Here is a 17,022-nt window from a genome sequence, read left to right on the forward strand (position 1 = left end):
GTCCATGAGCATTGATAGCACAAGTGGTGTTAGCGCTTCGGTGCTTGACCAGTACTCGGTCAAGCAGCAATCCGACAGCGGCGAGGAGTTGGGCAAGGACCAGTTCCTTAACCTTCTGGTGGCGCAACTGAATAACCAGAACCCGCTGGAGCCGCAAGGTAACGGCGAGTTCATCGCCCAGCTGGCGCAGTTCAGCCAGGTAGAAGGGATTCAGCAACTTAACGGCAGCGTCGATTCGCTGGTTTCCGGCTACCAGTCTTCGCAGGCGTTGCAGGCCTCGTCTCTGGTGGGACGTAAGGTGATCGTGCCGACCGACAGCGCGGTGGTCGATACCAGTCAGAGCTTCAAGGCCAGCCTGTTGCTGCCGGTCAGCAGCAGTAACGTATTCGTCAACATCACCGACTCTACGGGGGCGGCGGTGGGCCGGATCAACATGGGGGCACAAGAGGCTGGCAATGTCAGCTTCATTTGGGATGGCAAGGACAGCGACGGCAATTTGATGCCGCCCGGCAAATACAAGTTCGAGGCGCAGGCAAGTTACCCAGACGGTAACCAGGGGCTCTACACGATGCTGCCGGCGAACGTCGACAGCGTCACCTTGGGTGGCAGCGAATTGATGCTCAACCTCGCGGGGCTGGGCAGCGTTGCGCTGTCTTCAGTGCAGGTCATTGGTGAGTAATCCAAGTATTTAATCGCCGGTTTTGCCGGCAAAGGAGTATTGCATGGCGTTTAATATTGGTCTCAGCGGCCTGCGCGCGGCAACCAGTGACCTCAATATCACGGGCAACAACATCGCCAACGCCGGCACCGCAGGCTTCAAGCAGTCGCGGGCCGAGTTTGCCGATGTGTATGCCTCATCGGTTTTGGGTACGGGTAAGAATGCCACCGGTAGCGGCGTGCTGCTGAGCAACGTTGCGCAGCTGTTCAATCAAGGCAACATCAATTACACCCAGAACGCGCTGGACCTTGCCATTAACGGCAACGGTTTCTTTCAGGTCAGTAATAACGGTGCGTTGAGCTACACCCGTGCCGGCTATTTCGGTACCGATACCAACGGCTTTATTGTCGATAACACCGGCAATAACTTGCAGGGTTACACCGTTGATGCCAACGGCGTTCTGCAGCCGGGTGTGGTTGGTAACCTGCAGGTGCAGACGGCCAGTCAGGCGCCCAAGCCGACCAGTGAAGTCGGCCAGGTTTTCAACCTCAACTCGACCAGCACCACGCCGACCAACTCGCCGTTCAACCCGGCCGACCCGACGACTTATAACTCGTCGACCTCGACCAATATTTACGACTCACAGGGCAACGCCCACGTGATGACGCAGTACTTCACTAAGGGTACTTCCAACCAGTGGACCATGTCGGTGTTGGTGGATGGCCAGCGTCCAGACTTGGACGCAGCAAACCCGGGCGTGCCGTACTCGTTTGATGTGTCTTTCGATGCCGCAGGTAATCTGGTCAGTGCGGTGCCAACCGATACGCTGGTCGGTCCAGCGCCCGGCACACCGGTGGCAACACCGGCCTCGGTAACCACCTCCACTCCAGGCGTGCTGGACTTTGGTCCGGGCAGCTGGACGCCGGCTGTTGAGCAGCCTGCCGGTTCCGGCACATTTGTAGCCAACGGTTCGACCGCTGCGGCGACTGGTTTCAAGTTTGACATGCGCGGCTCAACCCAGTTCTCCAGTTCGTTCGCGGTCAACAGTGTCAGCCAGAACGGCTACACCACGGGTGAGTTGGCTGGCTTGCAGATTGATGAAACCGGGCAGATATTTGCGCGCTACACCAACGGGCAATCGAAGGTGCAGGGGCAAGTGGTGCTGGCCAACTTTGCGAACGTGCAAGGGCTTTCGCCAATCGGCAAGACGCAGTGGGTGCAGTCGTCCGAGTCGGGTGAGCCGGTGCGTAACCCTCCGGGCAGCGGCACGCTGGGTTCGTTGCAGGCCGGCGCGCTGGAAGACTCCAACGTGGAGTTGTCTGATCAGCTGGTTAACCTGATCGTTGCACAGCGTAACTATCAGGCCAATGCCAAGACCATCGAAACCGAAAGTGCAGTTACCCAGACCATCATCAACCTGCGTTGATAGTCTCGGCTCCCGTCCGGCTTGGGTCACCTGAGCCGGGCGGTGCCGGTTTGGCAAAGCGCGTTGCCGGTAGCGGCAAAGGGTCGCCGACAGCCATTTTAAAAGACGCCTTTTGGCGTCTTTTTTTGTTTATTAAATCGTTGTAAATCAGCAGCTTAGTGTTTTTATTCGAGGGTTGGCACAGCCTTTGCTGTATTGCTTGTATAGAGCAGCAGGCGGCAAGCCTATCTCGGAGAAGAACATGGACAAGATGCTGTACGTCTCCATGACTGGAGCCCAAAACAACACCCTCGCACAACGTGCCCACGCCAACAATTTGGCGAACATCTCGACCAGTGGCTTTCGCCGCGATTTCGAGCAGGCGCGTTCGATGCCGATGTTTGGCGACACTTTTCCATCCCGTGTTTTTGCCATGACCGAGCGGCCAGGCACCGACTTCACCCCAGGCTCGTTGCAGGAAACTGGGCGCGATCTGGATGTGGCCGTGGGCGGTGACGGCTGGTTGGCGGTACAGGCGCCGGACGGCAGTGAAGCGTATGTACGCACCGCCAGCCTGAACGTCGATGCGCTGGGCGTATTGCGCACCGGCAACGGTTTGCCGGTGATGGGCAATGCCGGACCGATTGCCGTGCCGCCAGAGCAAAAAGTCGAGATCGGCCAAGACGGCACTATCAGCATCCGTGCCTTGGGTGAGGGGCCAAGTGTGCTGGCTGAAGTCGACCGCCTGAAGCTGGTTAACCCGGATCTCAAGCAGATGGAGAAGGGCACTGACGGCATGATCCATTACAAAGGCGCGCAGCCGCTGCTGGCGGATGGCGCTGTCAGCGTGACGTCGGGCTTCCTTGAGTCCAGCAACGTCAACGCGGTGGAAGAGATGACCGCCATCCTGTCTCTGTCCCGTCAATTCGAACTGCAAGTGAAGATGATGCGCACCGCCGAAGACAATGCTTCGTCGATGGCGCGGGTTTTGCAACTTAGCTAATCAACAGTACATAGCGCCGTGAAAACGTCGCTAGAGGAGATTCGATATGCTTCCGGCTTTGTGGGTCAGCAAGACAGGTTTGTCTGCACAGGACATGAACCTGACCACCATTTCCAACAACCTGGCCAACGTTTCGACCACAGGCTTCAAGCGTGATCGCGCCGAGTTCGAGGACTTGCTGTACCAGATCCGCCGGCAACCTGGCGGTCAGTCCAGCCAAGACAGCCAACTGCCTTCCGGCCTCCAGCTGGGCACCGGTGTGCGCATCGTCGGCACCCAGAAAAACTTTACCGCAGGCAGCCTGCAAACCACCGATCAGCCGCTGGATCTGGCGGTTAACGGTCGCGGCTTCTTTCAGGTATTGCAGCCCGATGGCACGGTGTCTTACACCCGTGACGGCACCTTTCACCTGGACTCGGATGGCCAGATCGTTACCTCCAACGGTTTTGCGCTTGAGCCGGCGATTGTTCTGCCGAACAACGTCAGCACCTTCACCGTGGGTGAAGACGGCACGGTTTCGATAACCACGCCAGACAGCCCGCAGCAGCAGGTTGTGGGTAACTTGCAGATTGCCGACTTCATCAACCCGGCCGGTTTGCAGGCAATGGGCAATAACCTGTTTCTGGAAACCTCTTCAAGTGGTGCGCCGCAGGTAGGGACTCCGGGCTTGAACGGCTTGGGCACCACATTGCAGAACACCTTGGAGAACTCCAACGTCAGCGTGGTTGAGGAGTTGGTGAACATGATCACCACTCAGCGTGCTTACGAGATGAACTCGAAAGTGATTTCCACCGCAGACCAGATGCTGAGCTTTGTTTCCCAGAATCTTTAATGCTGATTGGTTTCGCCAGACACACTGATTGAGCGCGCCGCGAGGATGCAGTAATGAACCGGTTAAATTTGATATTCGCAGCGTTAAGCGCGGTCGCCCTGAGTGGTTGTATTTCGCCACCGCCCAAGGCTAACGACCCGTATTACGCGCCGGTTTTACCGCGCACGCCACTGCCGGCGGCGCAGAACAATGGCTCGATCTATCAGTCAGGTTTCGAGAACAATCTGTACGGTGACCGCAAGGCTTACCGCGTGGGCGACATCATCACCATCACGCTAAACGAGAAAACCCAGGCCAGCAAAAATGCCGGCTCGCAAATCCAGAAAGACAGCAGCACCAAGCTTGGCCTGACCTCATTGTTTGGCGGCACCGTCAGCGGCGCTAACCCGTTCTCGGATAACAGCCTGACCTTGGGCGCCGAATACGGCGGCAACCGGGCGACCAAAGGTGACAGTCAGGCGGACCAGAGCAACAGCTTGAGCGGCTCGATCACCGTTACCGTCGCTGAAGTGCTGCCGAACGGGATTCTCTCTGTGCGCGGCGAAAAGTGGCTGACGCTCAATACCGGCGATGAGCTGGTACGCATTGCCGGCTTGGTGCGCTCGGACGACGTGGCCACCGATAACACCATTTCCTCGACCCGGGTTGCCGATGCGCGCATCACTTATTCGGGGACCGGCGCCTTTGCCGATGCCAGCCAACCCGGTTGGCTTGACCAGTTTTTCATAAGCCCGCTGTGGCCATTTTGAGGTTGCCGATGAATACCTTGTCGAAATGGTTGCTCGGCGTTTTAGCCCTGTCGCTGGCTGCAATGGCGCAAGCTGAACGGCTCAAGGACATCGCCACCATTCAGGGCGTGCGCACTAACCAGTTGATCGGCTACGGTTTGGTTGTGGGCCTGAATGGCACGGGCGACCAGACCACCCAAACGCCATTCACGGTGCAGACCTTCAACAATATGTTGGCCCAGTTCGGCATCAAGGTGCCGGCCGGTGGCAACGTGCAGTTGAAGAACGTCGCGGCGGTTTCCATTCATGCCGATCTGCCTGCATTCGCCAAGCCGGGGCAGACGATCGACATCACCGTGTCTTCGATCGGTAACTCGAAAAGCTTGCGCGGCGGTAGCCTGTTGATGGCGCCGCTTAAAGGTATCGATGGCAACGTTTACGCCATCGCGCAGGGCAATCTCGTGGTTGGCGGCTTTGACGCCGAAGGTGGCGACGGTTCGAAAATCACCGTGAACGTGCCATCCGCCGGGCGTATTCCGGGTGGCGCCACGGTCGAGCGGACTGTGCCGAGCGGCTTTGATCAGGGCAACACGCTGACACTCAACCTCAATCGCCCGGATTTCACGACCGCCAAGCATATTGTCGACCAGATCAACGATCTGCTCGGGCCAGGTGTGGCACAGGCAATTGATGGCGGTTCGGTGCGGGTCAGTGCGCCGCTGGATACCAGCCAGCGTGTCGACTATTTGTCGGTGCTGGAAAATATCGAGGTCAAGCCGGGTCAGGCCGTGGCCAAGGTCATCATCAACTCGCGTACCGGCACCATTGTCATTGGCCAGAATGTGCGCGTGCAGCCTGCGGCAGTCACGCATGGCAGCTTGACCGTAACCATTACCGAAGACCCGATTGTCAGCCAGCCGAATGCCTTGTCCGGTGGCCAGACGGCCGTTGTGCCGCGCTCGCGGGTCGATGCCACGCAAGAGACCAAACCGATGTTCAAGTTTGGCCCTGGCACCACGCTGGATGAAATTGTACGTGCGGTTAATCAGGTGGGCGCAGCGCCATCCGACCTGATGGCCATTCTTGAAGCGTTGAAGCAGGCCGGTGCGTTGCAAGCCGACCTGATCGTGATTTAAGCAGGTTAGGCTCATGGAATCTCGACTGCAGGCCGGACTCCTCGGCGCCAGCACCGCTGGCCCGGATACTGGCGCGTTCACTGATCTCAATCGCCTGAACAACCTCAAGGTTGGTGGCGACAGTCAGGCCAATATCGAGAAAGTGGCCAAAGAGTTCGAGTCGCTGTTTCTCAATGAAATGCTCAAAGCCATGCGTGCCGCCAACGCAGGCTTTGGTGAAGGCAACTTCATGAACAGCAGCGAAAGCAAAACCTATCAGGATATGTACGACCAGCAGCTCTCGGTGAGCCTGTCGAACAACCAGAATGGCATCGGTTTGGCTGAAGTGCTGGCGCGGCAGATGGCTGGAATGAAGAGCGGCAGCGATCGCCCTAATCCATTTGCCAAGGCGGTTACCGAGGTTACGGATGCAGCGGCTGTTACCGGTACGGCTGCTGTTAGCGGCGCTCAGGTAGTGGCCACGACATCGAGCAAAACTGACGCCTCTCGTGATGATTCGGCGCTGCTCAACCGCCGTCGGCTGTCGTTGCCGAGCAAGTTGAGTGATCGCCTGATGGCCGGCATCACGCCGAGTGCAGACAGCGTTGGCCAGCCATTGGCCAAGCAGGATTGGGTAGCTGCCAGTGCTTACGCAGCGCCGCCAGACAAAGGCCTGAGCATTAACGGTCAGGAGCCTGAAAGCGCTGCCTCGAAGAAATCAGTGTTCTCGTCACCGGCAGACTTCATTGCAACCATGATGCCGATGGCAGAAAAAGCGGCCGCCAAGATTGGCGTCGAAGCGCGTTATCTGGTGGCTCAGGCGGCGCTTGAAACTGGTTGGGGCAAGTCAATCATCCGCCAGCAAGATGGCTCGACCAGTCACAACCTGTTCGGCATCAAGAGCCACAACAGTTGGGGCGGCGATTCGGCCAAGGTCATGACCACTGAATATGAAAACGGGGTGGCGGTCAAAGAGCCCGCATCGTTCCGCGCCTATGACTCGTTTGCCCAGAGCTTCGACGATTACGTGAGCTTTTTGCAGAACAATGGCCGCTATGAAGGGGCGTTGAACTCGACGGCCAACCCCGAGCGTTTCGTGCAAAAGCTGCAACAGGCCGGTTATGCCACCGACCCGAACTACGCCCGTAAGGTGTCGCAGATCGCGCGCAAGATGGCCACCTATCAAACCATTGCCGCCGCGGGCAATCTTTCAACGCAGGGATGAGTTAAGCCATGGCTGACCTACTGAATATTGGCCTGTCCGGGCTGTCCTCGAACAAGACTTCGCTGGCGGTCACCGGGCACAATATTACCAACGTAAACACGCCAGGTTTTACCCGTCAGAGCACGGTGCAGGGCGCCCGCACGCCGCAATACACCGGCGCCGGCTTTATCGGTTCGGGCACGACCCTGACCGACGTGCGCCGCAGCTACAGTGAGTTTCTGACCAATCAGGTGCGCAGCAGCACCTCACTGAGCAGCGATGTGGAAGCCTATAAAGCCCAGATCGAGCAGCTCGATTCGTTGCTGGCAGGCTCCACAACCGGTATCTCGCCGGCCATGCAGAATTTCTTTTCGGCGCTGCAAACAGCGGCCGAAGATCCGTCGAATATTCCGGCTCGGCAATTGGTGCTGTCTCAGGCCGAAGGCTTGGCGCGGCGTTTCAATACTGTGAGCGACCGGATCACCGAGCAGAACAGCTTCATTAACACTCAGATGAGCGCGGTGACCGATCAGATCAACCGTTTGTCCGGTTCGATCGCCAGCCTCAACGATGCGATTGCCAAATCAGCCGCCAACGGCCAGCAGCCCAACGACTTGCTCGATGCGCGTGAGGAAGCCGTGCGTCAGTTGGCAACCTATGTTGGCGTTACCACCGTGCCGCAAGACGACAACACGGTGAATATATTTATCGGCACCGGCCAGCCGCTGGTTGTCGGCAGCAGCGCCAACCGGCTTGAAGCGACCGCTGGCAAGGAAGACCCGAGCCGTTTCGAGATCGAATTTGTCAGCGGCACCTCTCGCCAGGGCGTGACCAGTTTGATCAGCGGCGGTGAACTGGGCGGGCTAGTGCGCTATCGCTCGGAGACGCTCGACCCGACACTGAACTCGCTCGGGCGCCTGGCGTTGTCGATCAGCGACCAGATCAATTCGCAGTTGGGTCAGGGTGTCGACCTCAAAGGGCAGGCCGGGTCGTCGCTGTTTGGCGACTACAACACGGCCGATCTGGCAGCCTTAAGGGTCAAAAGTGCGTCGGGCAATACCGGTACGGCGTCGCCTGCGTTGTACATCGGCGACACCGAGTCGCTGACCACCAGCGATTATCGGCTGGAGTTCGATGGCACCAATTACACCGCGCGGCGAATCAGTGACGGCGCCAAGATCGATGTGCAGGTCACGGCTTTGCCGGCGCCGAGCACTGAGGTCAGCCTGACGTTCACCGACAGCGCCGGTCGCGATCAAGGCTTCAATGTACAAATTGACCCGGCAGCCGTGCAGAAGGGTGACGTGTTCCAGTTGCAGCCAACGCGCCGCGCTGCCGGTACGATCGAAGTCACACTGGATCAGCCGGATCAACTGGCGTTCGCCGCGCCGATCCGCTCGATTAACGGCTCGCTTGATGCCAACGGCAACATCATCGGTGATAACCGCGGCACGGGCGTTATGTCCCAGCCAACGCTGGTGTCCAACGGCAGCGCGCTGGATATCGCTGCGTTGCAAGGCTTCAGCAAAGAGTTGAGCTACGACGCGACAACCGGCTTCACGGTGGCCGCGCCAGACACGCTTACGCTCAAAGGTGGCGGTAGTTTCGTGCCGGGGCAGGTGAATACCTACACCCTGACTTCGGGCGGCCAGACCATTGAGTTCACTATCAGCGGCAAGCCAGAGCAGGGCGACACATTTACTCTGGCATTCAATGCCACCGGCGTGTCGGATAACCGCAACGCGCTGCAACTGGTCGATCTGCAAAACAAACAGGTGATCGGGGTTGACCCGACCGTAACCGGAATTGCCACCGGCTCCAGTTTCACCGACAGCTACGGCGACACAGTGGAGCGGGTCGGCACGCTCACCGCGCAGGCGCGTCAGGACAGCGAGGCAACCACCGCGATTCTCAAGCAGGCCACCGATAACCGCGATTCGCTTTCGGCGGTCAACCTCGATGAAGAGGCGGCCAACCTGATCAAGTTCGAGCAGTACTACAACGCCTCGGCGCAGGTGATTCAAGTTGCGCGCTCGTTGTTCGATACCCTGATTGGCACGTTCCGCTAATTACCCAAAACTGCTTAAGGAGGCCCTATGCGTATTTCCACTATTCAGGCGTTTAACAACGGGGTCTCCGGGCTGCAGCGCAATTACGCCGACGCCACTCGCACGCAAGAGCAGATCAGTACCGGTAACCGGATTCTGACCCCGGCCGATGATCCGGTGGCATCGGTGCGCCTGCTGCAACTTGAGCAGCAGCAGAATGTGCTGGGCCAGTACAGCAGCAACCTGACGGCGGCCAACAGCAGCCTGACGCAGGAAGAGGTCACCCTGAACTCGGTCAACACGATCATGCAGCGCGTGCGTGAGCTGGCCGTGCAGGCCGGTAACGGCGCATTGAGCCAGGCTGACCGGCAGTCTATTTCTGCGGAACTGGGCCAGCGTGAGGATGAACTGCTGGGGTTGATGAATACGCGCAACGCCCGTGGTGAATACCTGTTTGCCGGTTTTCAGGGCAAAAGTCAGCCGTTCGTGCGCAATCCGGATGGCAGCTACAGCTATACCGGAGATGAAGGCCAGCGCACGCTGCAGATTTCTGCCTCACTGAATGTGCCGATCAGCGATAACGGTCTGGCGATCTTCCAGAGTGCCGTCAACGCCGGTCGCCTGTCGCTTACCGACAACTCAACACCGGCTGCGCCTGCCTCGACCGTCAGCGGTATGCTGATTGAGGATGAGGTCGCGTTTGCCAATTTCCCAACGGCCGGTATCCAGTTGAATTTTGATCCGACTGACCCGACCAAGTACTCCATCACCAATCTTGATACCGGTGAGGTGACCAATGGTGTGCTGGAAGAGGGCAAGGATACGCAGGTCAAATATGCCGGTACGTCGCTGTTCATCAATGGCACACCGCCTGGCGGTGCAAGTTTTGTGGTAACCGGCCCGGATGCCAATCCGGCGAGCCCGCCGCCGAACAAGATCGGCATACTCAATACCATCGCGGATTTACGTAAGTCGCTGGAGTCCGCGCCGGACTCGGATGCCGGCAACCGCCAGACCCGCGATGCAGTGGCACTGGCTATTACCAATCTGGACAACGGCATGACCACCATCGACCTCACACGAGGCAAGATCGGTGCGCGCCTGAACACCATTGAAACTACCCAGACTGATAATGACGACGTCTCGCTGGTCAACAAATCGGTGCAGGCAGACCTGCGTGAGCTGGATTACGCCGAGGCGTTGTCGCGCTTGTCCTTCCAGTCGATCATTCTCGAAGCGGCGCAGCAGAGCTATGTGAAAATCAGTGGCCTGAACCTGTTCAACAAGCTCTGAACCCTCGATTGATCTTTTCAGCCTGCGCCTGCTCAGGCATGCTCTGTTGCTGATTTGTTGGCAACAGAGCATGCAATGCACGACTACCAATGGCTCCACGAATACTGCCTGAACCGCTTTGGCTCAAGCCGTGCGCTGGAAGCGCGCCTGCCGCAGCCGCAGAGCGAGCAGTACCTGCGTGAGCTGAGTGATGACCGTTATCTCTCGACCATGAGCCTGCGGATTTTCCGCGCCGGGCTCAAACACAGCCTTGTGGACGCCAAATGGCCTGCTTTCGAGCAGGTGTTCTTCGGCTTCGATCCCGAAAAAGTGGTGTTGATGGGGGCGGAGCGGCTGGAAAACCTGATGCAGGATTCGCGCATCATCCGCCATCTCGGCAAGCTCAAGAGCGTGCCGCGCAATGCTCAATTCATTCTCGATGAGCGCCAGCGTCGTGGCAGTTTTGGCGCGCTGATCGCCGACTGGCCGAGCAGCGACATCGTGGGGCTGTGGAAATACCTGGCCAAGCAGGGCACGCAATTGGGCGGTTTATCGGCGCCGCGTTTTCTGCGTATGGTCGGTAAAGACACCTTTGTGCCGACGGATGACATGGTAGCGGCGCTCAAGGCGCAGAAAGTCGTGGATAAAGCGCCCACCAGCCTCAAAGAGCTGGCAGCGGTGCAGGCACTCTTCAACAGTTGGCAGGAGCAAAGCGGGCGGCCGCTGTGCCAGTTGTCCGTCATGCTCGCGCACACGGTTAATCACTGAGTCTGGAGCGGCCGTGCAATCGTCTGTCGAGCAAGTTCTCAGCGCCATCAGGGCGGCCAAACGGATTCTGATCATCACCGGAGCTGGTTTGTCGGCCGATTCCGGTTTGCCGACGTATCGCGGCCTTGGCGGGCTCTATAACGGTAAAACGGCCGAAGGGCTGGCCATCGAGACGGCATTGTCCGGGCCAATGCTCACGCGTGATCCGGCGCTGTGCTGGGAATACCTGGCAGAACTGGCGCGCGCCTGTATGCAGGCCGAGCCCAATGCCGGGCATTATGCGCTGGCAAAATTGCAGCAGTTGAAGCCCGAATGCTGGGTGCTAACCCAGAATATTGACGGTTATCACCGGGCGGCGGGCAGCCCTGACGAGCGATTGATTGAAATCCACGGCGAAATAGCGCCGCTGTTCTGTCAGGCCTGTGGTGAGGTCGATGCGCAACTGGCCGAGCATCTGCAAAGACCGTTACCGCCGTTGTGCAAACACTGTGGTGGGATTTTGCGCCCGCCAGTGGTGCTGTTCGAGGAAATGCTGCCAACGCGCGCATTAGCGCAATTGCAGGAGCAAATGATGCAGGGTTTTGACCTGGTAATGAGTGTCGGCACCACGGCAAGCTTCGGCTATATTACCGAGCCAATCGTGCGTACGCGCTTCGCCGGAGGCTTCACCGTAGAGGTCAATCCGACCGTAACCGCGCTTAGCGAAACCGTCGATATTCACCTGCAAGGAACTGCCTTAGATGTTTTGCCGGCACTGGTAAGTCACATTTAGTTCAATAGAATTTGCAAATGGGCGCTATAGAAGGCATAGTTTCGCGAATATCTGAATTTTGACACGTACGCGCCCTATGCTAAAACGCCTATCGCCCCTCGTGCCGATTGCACTCACTGTCCTCCTGGCTGCTTGTGCAAGCCAGGCGCCTCAGCAACCGCCAATGACGGAGGCAGTCAAAGCCCCGACGGTTGCAATTGATTTGGACTCGTTGCCAGAGCCGGAAAACGTTCCATCATTCAGTGATGAAACAGCCTACAAACTGCCTGAACTGGCAGACAGCATTCTCTCTCACGGTCGTTCACTTCTGGGTACTCGTTATCGCTGGGGCGGTAGCTCGGTGCAAACCGGCTTCGACTGCAGTGGCTTTATCGGTTATCTGTTTGAAGAAGAGGCGGGCCTGCAGTTGCCGCGCTCGACGCGTGAAATGATTCAAGTAGATGCACCTGTCGTTAAGCGCAGTGAGCTTGAACCGGGCGATGTGGTGTTTTTCAGCACCAATGGCCGGGGCCGTGTCAGCCACGCTGGTATTTACTTGGGGGATGATCAATTCATCCACTCCGCAAGCCGCCGCAACGGTGTGCGGATCGACAGCCTGAAGGACAGTTATTGGAAGCGAAATTATCTTGAAGCCAAACGAGTTCTGGCAATGGCTTCCACAGAACAGTCCTCCGTTCGGTAGTGTTTTTCAAAGGCGCTTAGGCGCCTTTTTTCATTTGTGTTTGGCCGCTTTTATCTTTCAACAAGGTGCGGTCTTAGGTGGTGAGCCGCGATCACATTAAATTTTTGCAGCGTCGTCGTTGGTATGCTGCCAGATTCAGGTTGTTAAGTTTATGCGTCACTTTTTAATAAAATCATTCTTGTTGTTCTCTTTGACCGTGAGCACCGCATTCCAGGCTCATGCAGCCCCGGCAGCCCGAGCGGTCAAGGTTGAGTTGCCCAAGGCCGATGCCATTGTTGATCGCGCCCGTGAATTGTTAGGGATTCCGTACCGCTGGGGCGGCACCAGTGTTCATCGCGGTTTCGATTGCAGCGGTCTGATCGTGTATCTGTTTGGCAGCGAGGCGAACATTCACTTGCCGCGCACGACTCAGCAAATGCTGCACTCGACCAAAGCGCCAACTGTTGCGCGCTCCAGTCTGCGGGCAGGGGATGTGGTGTTCTTCAACCACAACGGCAGCGGTCGGGTCAGCCACATGGGGCTGTATATCGGCGGCGGGCGCTTCATTCATGCTCCGCGTACCGGCAAGACAATCCGTATTTCCAAGCTGGACAGCGCGTATTGGAGCCGCCATTACATTGGTGCCAAGCGCTTTCTCGGCGGAGCCAGTGCGGCCTCTCGTGTAGCTAGCAGCAAGGCCGATCGTGGCAATCGCGACCAGCCTGTACTAGCCTCTCGGTCACGTGTGTCGCATCGCTCTTAGCTCGACTCAGTAATTTTGCAAGGCTCAGGATCGAACTCGCATGGTAGCAACGACCCGTAACGCACTATTACTTGTTCTCGCTTTGCTGGCCGGTTGCGCCAGCCAGGCGCCGGCTCCCCAACCGGTTCAGCCTACAGTCAGCCACAGTTTCAACGGCAATGCAGATGATGTACTGATGCGCGCCATCGGCTTGGTCGGCACGCCTTATGTTTACGGTGGCAACACCCCGCAAGGCGGTTTTGATTGCAGCGGCCTTATCGGCTTCGTCTACCGCGATGCTGCGGGTATCCAATTGCCGCGCACCACCTCGCAACTGATCAATCTGCGTGGCCCGAGTGTTTCGCGCAATGCCCTGCAAAGTGGCGATCTGGTGTTCTTCGCGACCGCTGGCGGCAACAAGGTCAGCCATGCCGGTATTTATGTCGGCGAAGGGCGCTTTGTACATGCGCCTTCAAGTGGTGGTACCGTGCGTCTTGATAGCCTGAGCAATGTTTACTGGCAGCGCGCCTACCTCAACGCCAAGCGCGTGTTCACTGCGGATATTGCTCACAACCCTTGATAGAACGGGTTTTGCGATATGACCAATCGAACCTTGAATCTCGACGATTCACTCTATGACTACCTGCTCGATGTCTCCCTGCGCGAGACGCCGCTGTTAAAGCGTCTGCGCGACGAGACTGCGCAAATGCCCACTGCGCGCTGGCAAATCGCGCCCGAGCAAGGTCAGTTCATGGCGTTGCTGGTGCAGCTCACCGGCGCCAAGCGCATCGTCGAAGTCGGCACGTTCACCGGTTACAGCGCATTGTGCATGGCGCAGGCAATGCCGGCTGACGGGCAGATGATTTGCTGCGACCTGGCTGCGGACTACAACCGCATCGCCGAGCGTTATTGGCAAGAGGCGGGAGTCGATTCGCGCATCGAACAGCGCCTGGCTCCGGCCTTGGGGACGCTGGCGCAACTTGCCGATGACGCATTTGATCTGGTTTTTGTCGATGCCGACAAAGCCAATTACCCGGCGTATCTCGAACACGGCCTGCGGCTTCTGCGCCAAGGCGGATTGTTGCTGTTCGATAACACCCTTTGGAGCGGCCGGGTGCTTGAGATGGATGCTGAGAGCGCCGATACGCGGGCGATCCAGATGCTCAACAGCGCACTTAAACTCGATACGCGAATTGATCTGTCGTTGCTGCCGATTGGCGACGGCCTGACGCTGTGCCGCAAGCGCTGAGCAAACCTGCGTCCGATCATGCCCGAACCGATTCGTCTGCCCCCGCAACCCGATGCCTGCGAGCTGTGCCAGCGGGCGGCGGCGTTGACGCGCCATCATCTGATCCCCAAAGCCTTGCATGACGAAGCGTATGTGCAAAAACGCTTCAGCAAGCAACAGTGCATCAGCGCCACGCTCTGGGTCTGCCGGGCCTGCCATAACCAGATCCACCGGCTGTTCAGCGAGAAGCAACTGGCGCTGACGTATCACAGCCGTGAGGCGCTGTTAACCGATGAGCGCCTGCGAACCTTCGTCGAATGGTTGGCGACCAAACCCGCCGGTTTCATGCCGCGGCATTAATCGTAGCAATTGACCTTCTGGCATCAAGCCACTACTCTGCGCGCCTTGCTTCAGGTGCCCCGACATTTAGTCAGGGGTGAAACAGGGAAGTCGGTGCGCCAGATATCGATCTGACAATTCCGACGCTGCCCCCGCAACGGTAGACGAGTCAAGCCAACGCTTTTTCAACCACTGTGCTCAGCATGGGAAGGTGCGTTCGCTGGTGTGCTGATCCTCAGCAGATAACTCGTAAGCCCGGAGACCGGCCTGTCGCAGTTCACGGCATAGCGGAGGGCTTTGTCTGGCGTACGTGCGGCCCTGTGTTGTTGCGCGTGCGCGTCTGTTCTCCGTATGTCTCCCTAAGCCTATGTCGCACGGGTGAGAGCGACGGAGCATACCTAGAAATGAGTAAGTCCTTTTTCACGCCAGCAGTTGCCTTGCTGTGCGCCGCTGTAACTCAGGTTCACGCTGCCGACAGCAGCGAACTCGAACCCCTGGTCATCACTGCCACGCGCACCCCGCAAACGGCCGAGCAAAATCTGGCTGCGGTCACGGTGTTTGATCGCAAGAAAATCGAACAAAGCCAGGTCAGCTCGGTGCCCGAGTTGCTCAAGCGCGTGCCTGGCGTCAATTTGGTCAACAATGGTGGCCCCGGCAAAAGCACTTCGTTGTTTATGCGCGGCACCGAGTCTGACCACGTACTGGTCATGATCGACGGCGTAAAAGTCGGCTCAGCCACTTCGGGCGGGGCGGCGTTGCAAGACCTGCCGATAGAGCTGATTGATCGTATCGAAGTTGTTCGCGGGCCACGCTCAAGCCTTTATGGCTCCGAGGCGATTGGCGGGGTTATCCAGATTTTTACCCGCAAAGGCACCGACGGTAGCCCCAAACCGTTTTTCTCGGCGGGTATCGGCACACATGACACCTATACCGGCAGCGCCGGGGTAGCGGGCGGCACCGATAAGGGCTGGTACAACCTGAGCATGAGCAGCTCGGACACCGACGGCATCAACGTCAAGTCGGTCGGCACCAGCGGCTATGAAAGTGATGACGACGGCTATCGCAATCTCGCCGGTTCGTTGAGCGGTGGTTACCGTTTCGACAACGGGCTGGAGTTGGACGCGAACATTTTGCAGGCCAAGTCGCACAACGATTACGACTCGGTGAACCGTGCACGGACCTCGGGTTTCAATGCCAATGCCGACGGCGAAACCCGGGTGCTTGGTACGCGGGCGCGTTTTTCGCCGCTGGAACCCTGGCAGGTCACCTTGCAAGCCGGGCGCAGCGAAGATAAATCCGACGCCTATCAGGACGCCGCGTTCTACTCGCGTTTCGACACCCGTCGCGACAGCCTGAGCTGGCAGAACGACTTTGCCGTCGCCGCTGGCCAGACCCTGACCGTTGGCGCCGATTATCAGCTTGATGAGGTTAACGGCAGCACCGCTTATGCCGAAGACTCGCGCGATAACAACGGCGTTTTCGTGCAATATCTGGGCAATGTGGGCCGCCACGACTGGCAACTGTCGCTGCGCCAGGACGATAACCAGCAGTTTGGCCGTCACGACACCGGCAACATTGCGTACGGCTACGCACTGACCGACTGGCTGCGCAGCACTGTCAGCTTCGGCACGGCGTTTAAGGCACCGACCTTCAATGAACTGTACTACCCCAACTACGGCAACCCTGACCTCGATGCGGAAACCTCCGAAAGCCTGGAATTCGGCCTGGTCGGAGAGCACAGCTGGGGCCAGTGGCAAGTTAATGCGTTCCGCACACGCATTGATGACCTGATTGCCTACGACTCCTCGATTCAAGGCCCGGCAAACGTTGCCGAGGCGACGATTCGCGGCGTCGAGCTGGTACTTGCCAGCCAGTGGATGGGCGTTGACTGGAATGCCAACTACACCTTGATGGACCCGGAAGACAGCTCTGGCGGTGCCAATGACGGCAACGAACTCGCACGCCGGGCCAAGCAACTGTTCAACCTGGATCTGGATCGTCGTTTTGGCGACTTCAGTGTGGGCGCCAGCGTGCACGCGGAAGGCCAGCGTTATGACGATCTGGCCAACACCACCGAGCTATCCGGTTACGCCAATGTCGACCTGCGCGGCGAGTATCGCCTCACGGAAGAATGGCGCCTGCAAAGTCGCATCGCCAATCTGTTTGATGCCGATTACGAGACGGCTGACGGCTATAACCAGCCGGGCCAGGCGGTGTATTTCACCGTGCGTTACCAAGCCCTGTAAC

At 58.2% G+C, this 17,022-nt stretch carries 17 protein-coding genes and 1 riboswitch; all 17 genes read left to right on the top strand.

Annotated elements, in window-relative coordinates:
- Nucleotides 1-4: 4 nt before the first annotated feature.
- The 17 genes from flgD (at nucleotide 5) to btuB (ending at nucleotide 17,021) form a co-directional block, all read left to right on the top strand.
- Entirely contained in the window at nucleotides 5-679 is a 675-nt protein-coding gene (gene flgD, locus FEZ62_RS17420; protein WP_172929227.1) for a flagellar hook assembly protein FlgD, read from the top strand.
- A gap of 43 nt (nucleotides 680-722) precedes the next feature.
- The gene (gene flgE / locus FEZ62_RS17425; protein ID WP_172929229.1) at nucleotides 723-2,084 is read left to right on the top strand and encodes a flagellar hook protein FlgE; all 1,362 of its coding nucleotides are present in this window, start codon (nucleotides 723-725) and stop codon (nucleotides 2,082-2,084) included.
- A 241-nt stretch (nucleotides 2,085-2,325) separates the two neighbouring features.
- Nucleotides 2,326-3,066 carry a flagellar basal body rod protein FlgF gene (locus FEZ62_RS17430; RefSeq protein WP_069899181.1) on the top strand — a complete coding sequence of 247 codons (741 nt, stop codon included), beginning with the start codon at nucleotides 2,326-2,328 and terminating at the stop codon, nucleotides 3,064-3,066.
- Between the two features lie 46 nt (nucleotides 3,067-3,112).
- Nucleotides 3,113-3,898 carry a flagellar basal-body rod protein FlgG gene (flgG, locus tag FEZ62_RS17435; protein ID WP_069899179.1) on the top strand — a complete coding sequence of 262 codons (786 nt, stop codon included), beginning with the start codon at nucleotides 3,113-3,115 and terminating at the stop codon, nucleotides 3,896-3,898.
- A gap of 53 nt (nucleotides 3,899-3,951) precedes the next feature.
- The gene (flgH, locus tag FEZ62_RS17440) at nucleotides 3,952-4,647 is read left to right on the top strand and encodes a flagellar basal body L-ring protein FlgH (protein ID WP_172929231.1); all 696 of its coding nucleotides are present in this window, start codon (nucleotides 3,952-3,954) and stop codon (nucleotides 4,645-4,647) included.
- An 8-nt stretch (nucleotides 4,648-4,655) separates the two neighbouring features.
- On the top strand, nucleotides 4,656-5,762 hold the full coding sequence (locus FEZ62_RS17445) for a flagellar basal body P-ring protein FlgI (protein ID WP_069899175.1): 1,107 nt from the start codon (nucleotides 4,656-4,658) through the stop codon (nucleotides 5,760-5,762).
- A gap of 13 nt (nucleotides 5,763-5,775) precedes the next feature.
- A complete protein-coding gene (flgJ, locus tag FEZ62_RS17450) occupies nucleotides 5,776-6,966 on the top strand; it encodes a flagellar assembly peptidoglycan hydrolase FlgJ (protein WP_090508676.1) in 1,191 nt (396 codons plus the stop codon).
- Between the two features lie 8 nt (nucleotides 6,967-6,974).
- On the top strand, nucleotides 6,975-9,014 hold the full coding sequence (gene flgK, locus FEZ62_RS17455; protein WP_172929234.1) for a flagellar hook-associated protein FlgK: 2,040 nt from the start codon (nucleotides 6,975-6,977) through the stop codon (nucleotides 9,012-9,014).
- Between the two features lie 27 nt (nucleotides 9,015-9,041).
- The gene (gene flgL, locus FEZ62_RS17460) at nucleotides 9,042-10,286 is read left to right on the top strand and encodes a flagellar hook-associated protein FlgL (protein WP_172929236.1); all 1,245 of its coding nucleotides are present in this window, start codon (nucleotides 9,042-9,044) and stop codon (nucleotides 10,284-10,286) included.
- A gap of 75 nt (nucleotides 10,287-10,361) precedes the next feature.
- The gene (locus FEZ62_RS17465; protein WP_172929238.1) at nucleotides 10,362-11,033 is read left to right on the top strand and encodes a DNA-3-methyladenine glycosylase I; all 672 of its coding nucleotides are present in this window, start codon (nucleotides 10,362-10,364) and stop codon (nucleotides 11,031-11,033) included.
- 13 nt (nucleotides 11,034-11,046) lie between these two features.
- Nucleotides 11,047-11,805 (top strand): NAD-dependent protein deacylase, encoded by a 759-nt coding sequence (locus FEZ62_RS17470; RefSeq protein ID WP_172929240.1) that lies wholly within the window; start codon nucleotides 11,047-11,049, stop codon nucleotides 11,803-11,805.
- 76 nt (nucleotides 11,806-11,881) lie between these two features.
- Nucleotides 11,882-12,487 (top strand): C40 family peptidase, encoded by a 606-nt coding sequence (locus FEZ62_RS17475; protein WP_069899163.1) that lies wholly within the window; start codon nucleotides 11,882-11,884, stop codon nucleotides 12,485-12,487.
- A 196-nt stretch (nucleotides 12,488-12,683) separates the two neighbouring features.
- Nucleotides 12,684-13,229: a C40 family peptidase gene (locus FEZ62_RS17480; protein WP_335723251.1), complete on the top strand. Its 546-nt coding sequence runs from the start codon at nucleotides 12,684-12,686 to the stop codon at nucleotides 13,227-13,229.
- Nucleotides 13,230-13,269: 40 nt separating this feature from the next.
- A complete protein-coding gene (locus FEZ62_RS17485) occupies nucleotides 13,270-13,788 on the top strand; it encodes a C40 family peptidase (RefSeq protein ID WP_172929243.1) in 519 nt (172 codons plus the stop codon).
- Nucleotides 13,789-13,806: 18 nt separating this feature from the next.
- Nucleotides 13,807-14,457: a class I SAM-dependent methyltransferase gene (locus FEZ62_RS17490; protein ID WP_172929245.1), complete on the top strand. Its 651-nt coding sequence runs from the start codon at nucleotides 13,807-13,809 to the stop codon at nucleotides 14,455-14,457.
- 18 nt (nucleotides 14,458-14,475) lie between these two features.
- Nucleotides 14,476-14,796, top strand: a complete 321-nt coding sequence (locus FEZ62_RS17495; protein ID WP_172929247.1) for a hypothetical protein — start codon at nucleotides 14,476-14,478, stop codon at nucleotides 14,794-14,796.
- Nucleotides 14,797-14,831: 35 nt separating this feature from the next.
- A riboswitch (cobalamin riboswitch) is annotated at nucleotides 14,832-15,061 on the top strand.
- Nucleotides 15,062-15,179: 118 nt separating this feature from the next.
- Nucleotides 15,180-17,021 carry a TonB-dependent vitamin B12 receptor gene (gene btuB / locus FEZ62_RS17500; protein WP_172929249.1) on the top strand — a complete coding sequence of 614 codons (1,842 nt, stop codon included), beginning with the start codon at nucleotides 15,180-15,182 and terminating at the stop codon, nucleotides 17,019-17,021.
- The last annotated feature ends 1 nt before the right edge of the window (nucleotide 17,022 follow it).

It is taken from the genome of Pseudomonas sp. MS19, assembly GCF_013277615.1.
Classification (GTDB): Bacteria; Pseudomonadota; Gammaproteobacteria; order Pseudomonadales; family Pseudomonadaceae; genus Aquipseudomonas; species Aquipseudomonas marincola.

Bases quoted from the DNA above. Each gene is read 5' to 3' on its own strand.
- flgD (WP_172929227.1), top strand. From the start codon at position 5: ATGAGCATTGATAGCACAAGTGGTGTTAGCGCTTCGGTGCTTGACCAG.
- flgE (WP_172929229.1), top strand. From the start codon at position 723: ATGGCGTTTAATATTGGTCTCAGCGGCCTGCGCGCGGCAACCAGTGAC.
- FEZ62_RS17430 (WP_069899181.1), top strand. From the start codon at position 2,326: ATGGACAAGATGCTGTACGTCTCCATGACTGGAGCCCAAAACAACACC.
- flgG (WP_069899179.1), top strand. From the start codon at position 3,113: ATGCTTCCGGCTTTGTGGGTCAGCAAGACAGGTTTGTCTGCACAGGAC.
- flgH (WP_172929231.1), top strand. From the start codon at position 3,952: ATGAACCGGTTAAATTTGATATTCGCAGCGTTAAGCGCGGTCGCCCTG.
- FEZ62_RS17445 (WP_069899175.1), top strand. From the start codon at position 4,656: ATGAATACCTTGTCGAAATGGTTGCTCGGCGTTTTAGCCCTGTCGCTG.
- flgJ (WP_090508676.1), top strand. From the start codon at position 5,776: ATGGAATCTCGACTGCAGGCCGGACTCCTCGGCGCCAGCACCGCTGGC.
- flgK (WP_172929234.1), top strand. From the start codon at position 6,975: ATGGCTGACCTACTGAATATTGGCCTGTCCGGGCTGTCCTCGAACAAG.
- flgL (WP_172929236.1), top strand. From the start codon at position 9,042: ATGCGTATTTCCACTATTCAGGCGTTTAACAACGGGGTCTCCGGGCTG.
- FEZ62_RS17465 (WP_172929238.1), top strand. From the start codon at position 10,362: ATGCACGACTACCAATGGCTCCACGAATACTGCCTGAACCGCTTTGGC.
- FEZ62_RS17475 (WP_069899163.1), top strand. From the start codon at position 11,882: ATGCTAAAACGCCTATCGCCCCTCGTGCCGATTGCACTCACTGTCCTC.
- FEZ62_RS17485 (WP_172929243.1), top strand. From the start codon at position 13,270: ATGGTAGCAACGACCCGTAACGCACTATTACTTGTTCTCGCTTTGCTG.
- FEZ62_RS17490 (WP_172929245.1), top strand. From the start codon at position 13,807: ATGACCAATCGAACCTTGAATCTCGACGATTCACTCTATGACTACCTG.
- FEZ62_RS17495 (WP_172929247.1), top strand. From the start codon at position 14,476: ATGCCCGAACCGATTCGTCTGCCCCCGCAACCCGATGCCTGCGAGCTG.
- btuB (WP_172929249.1), top strand. From the start codon at position 15,180: ATGAGTAAGTCCTTTTTCACGCCAGCAGTTGCCTTGCTGTGCGCCGCT.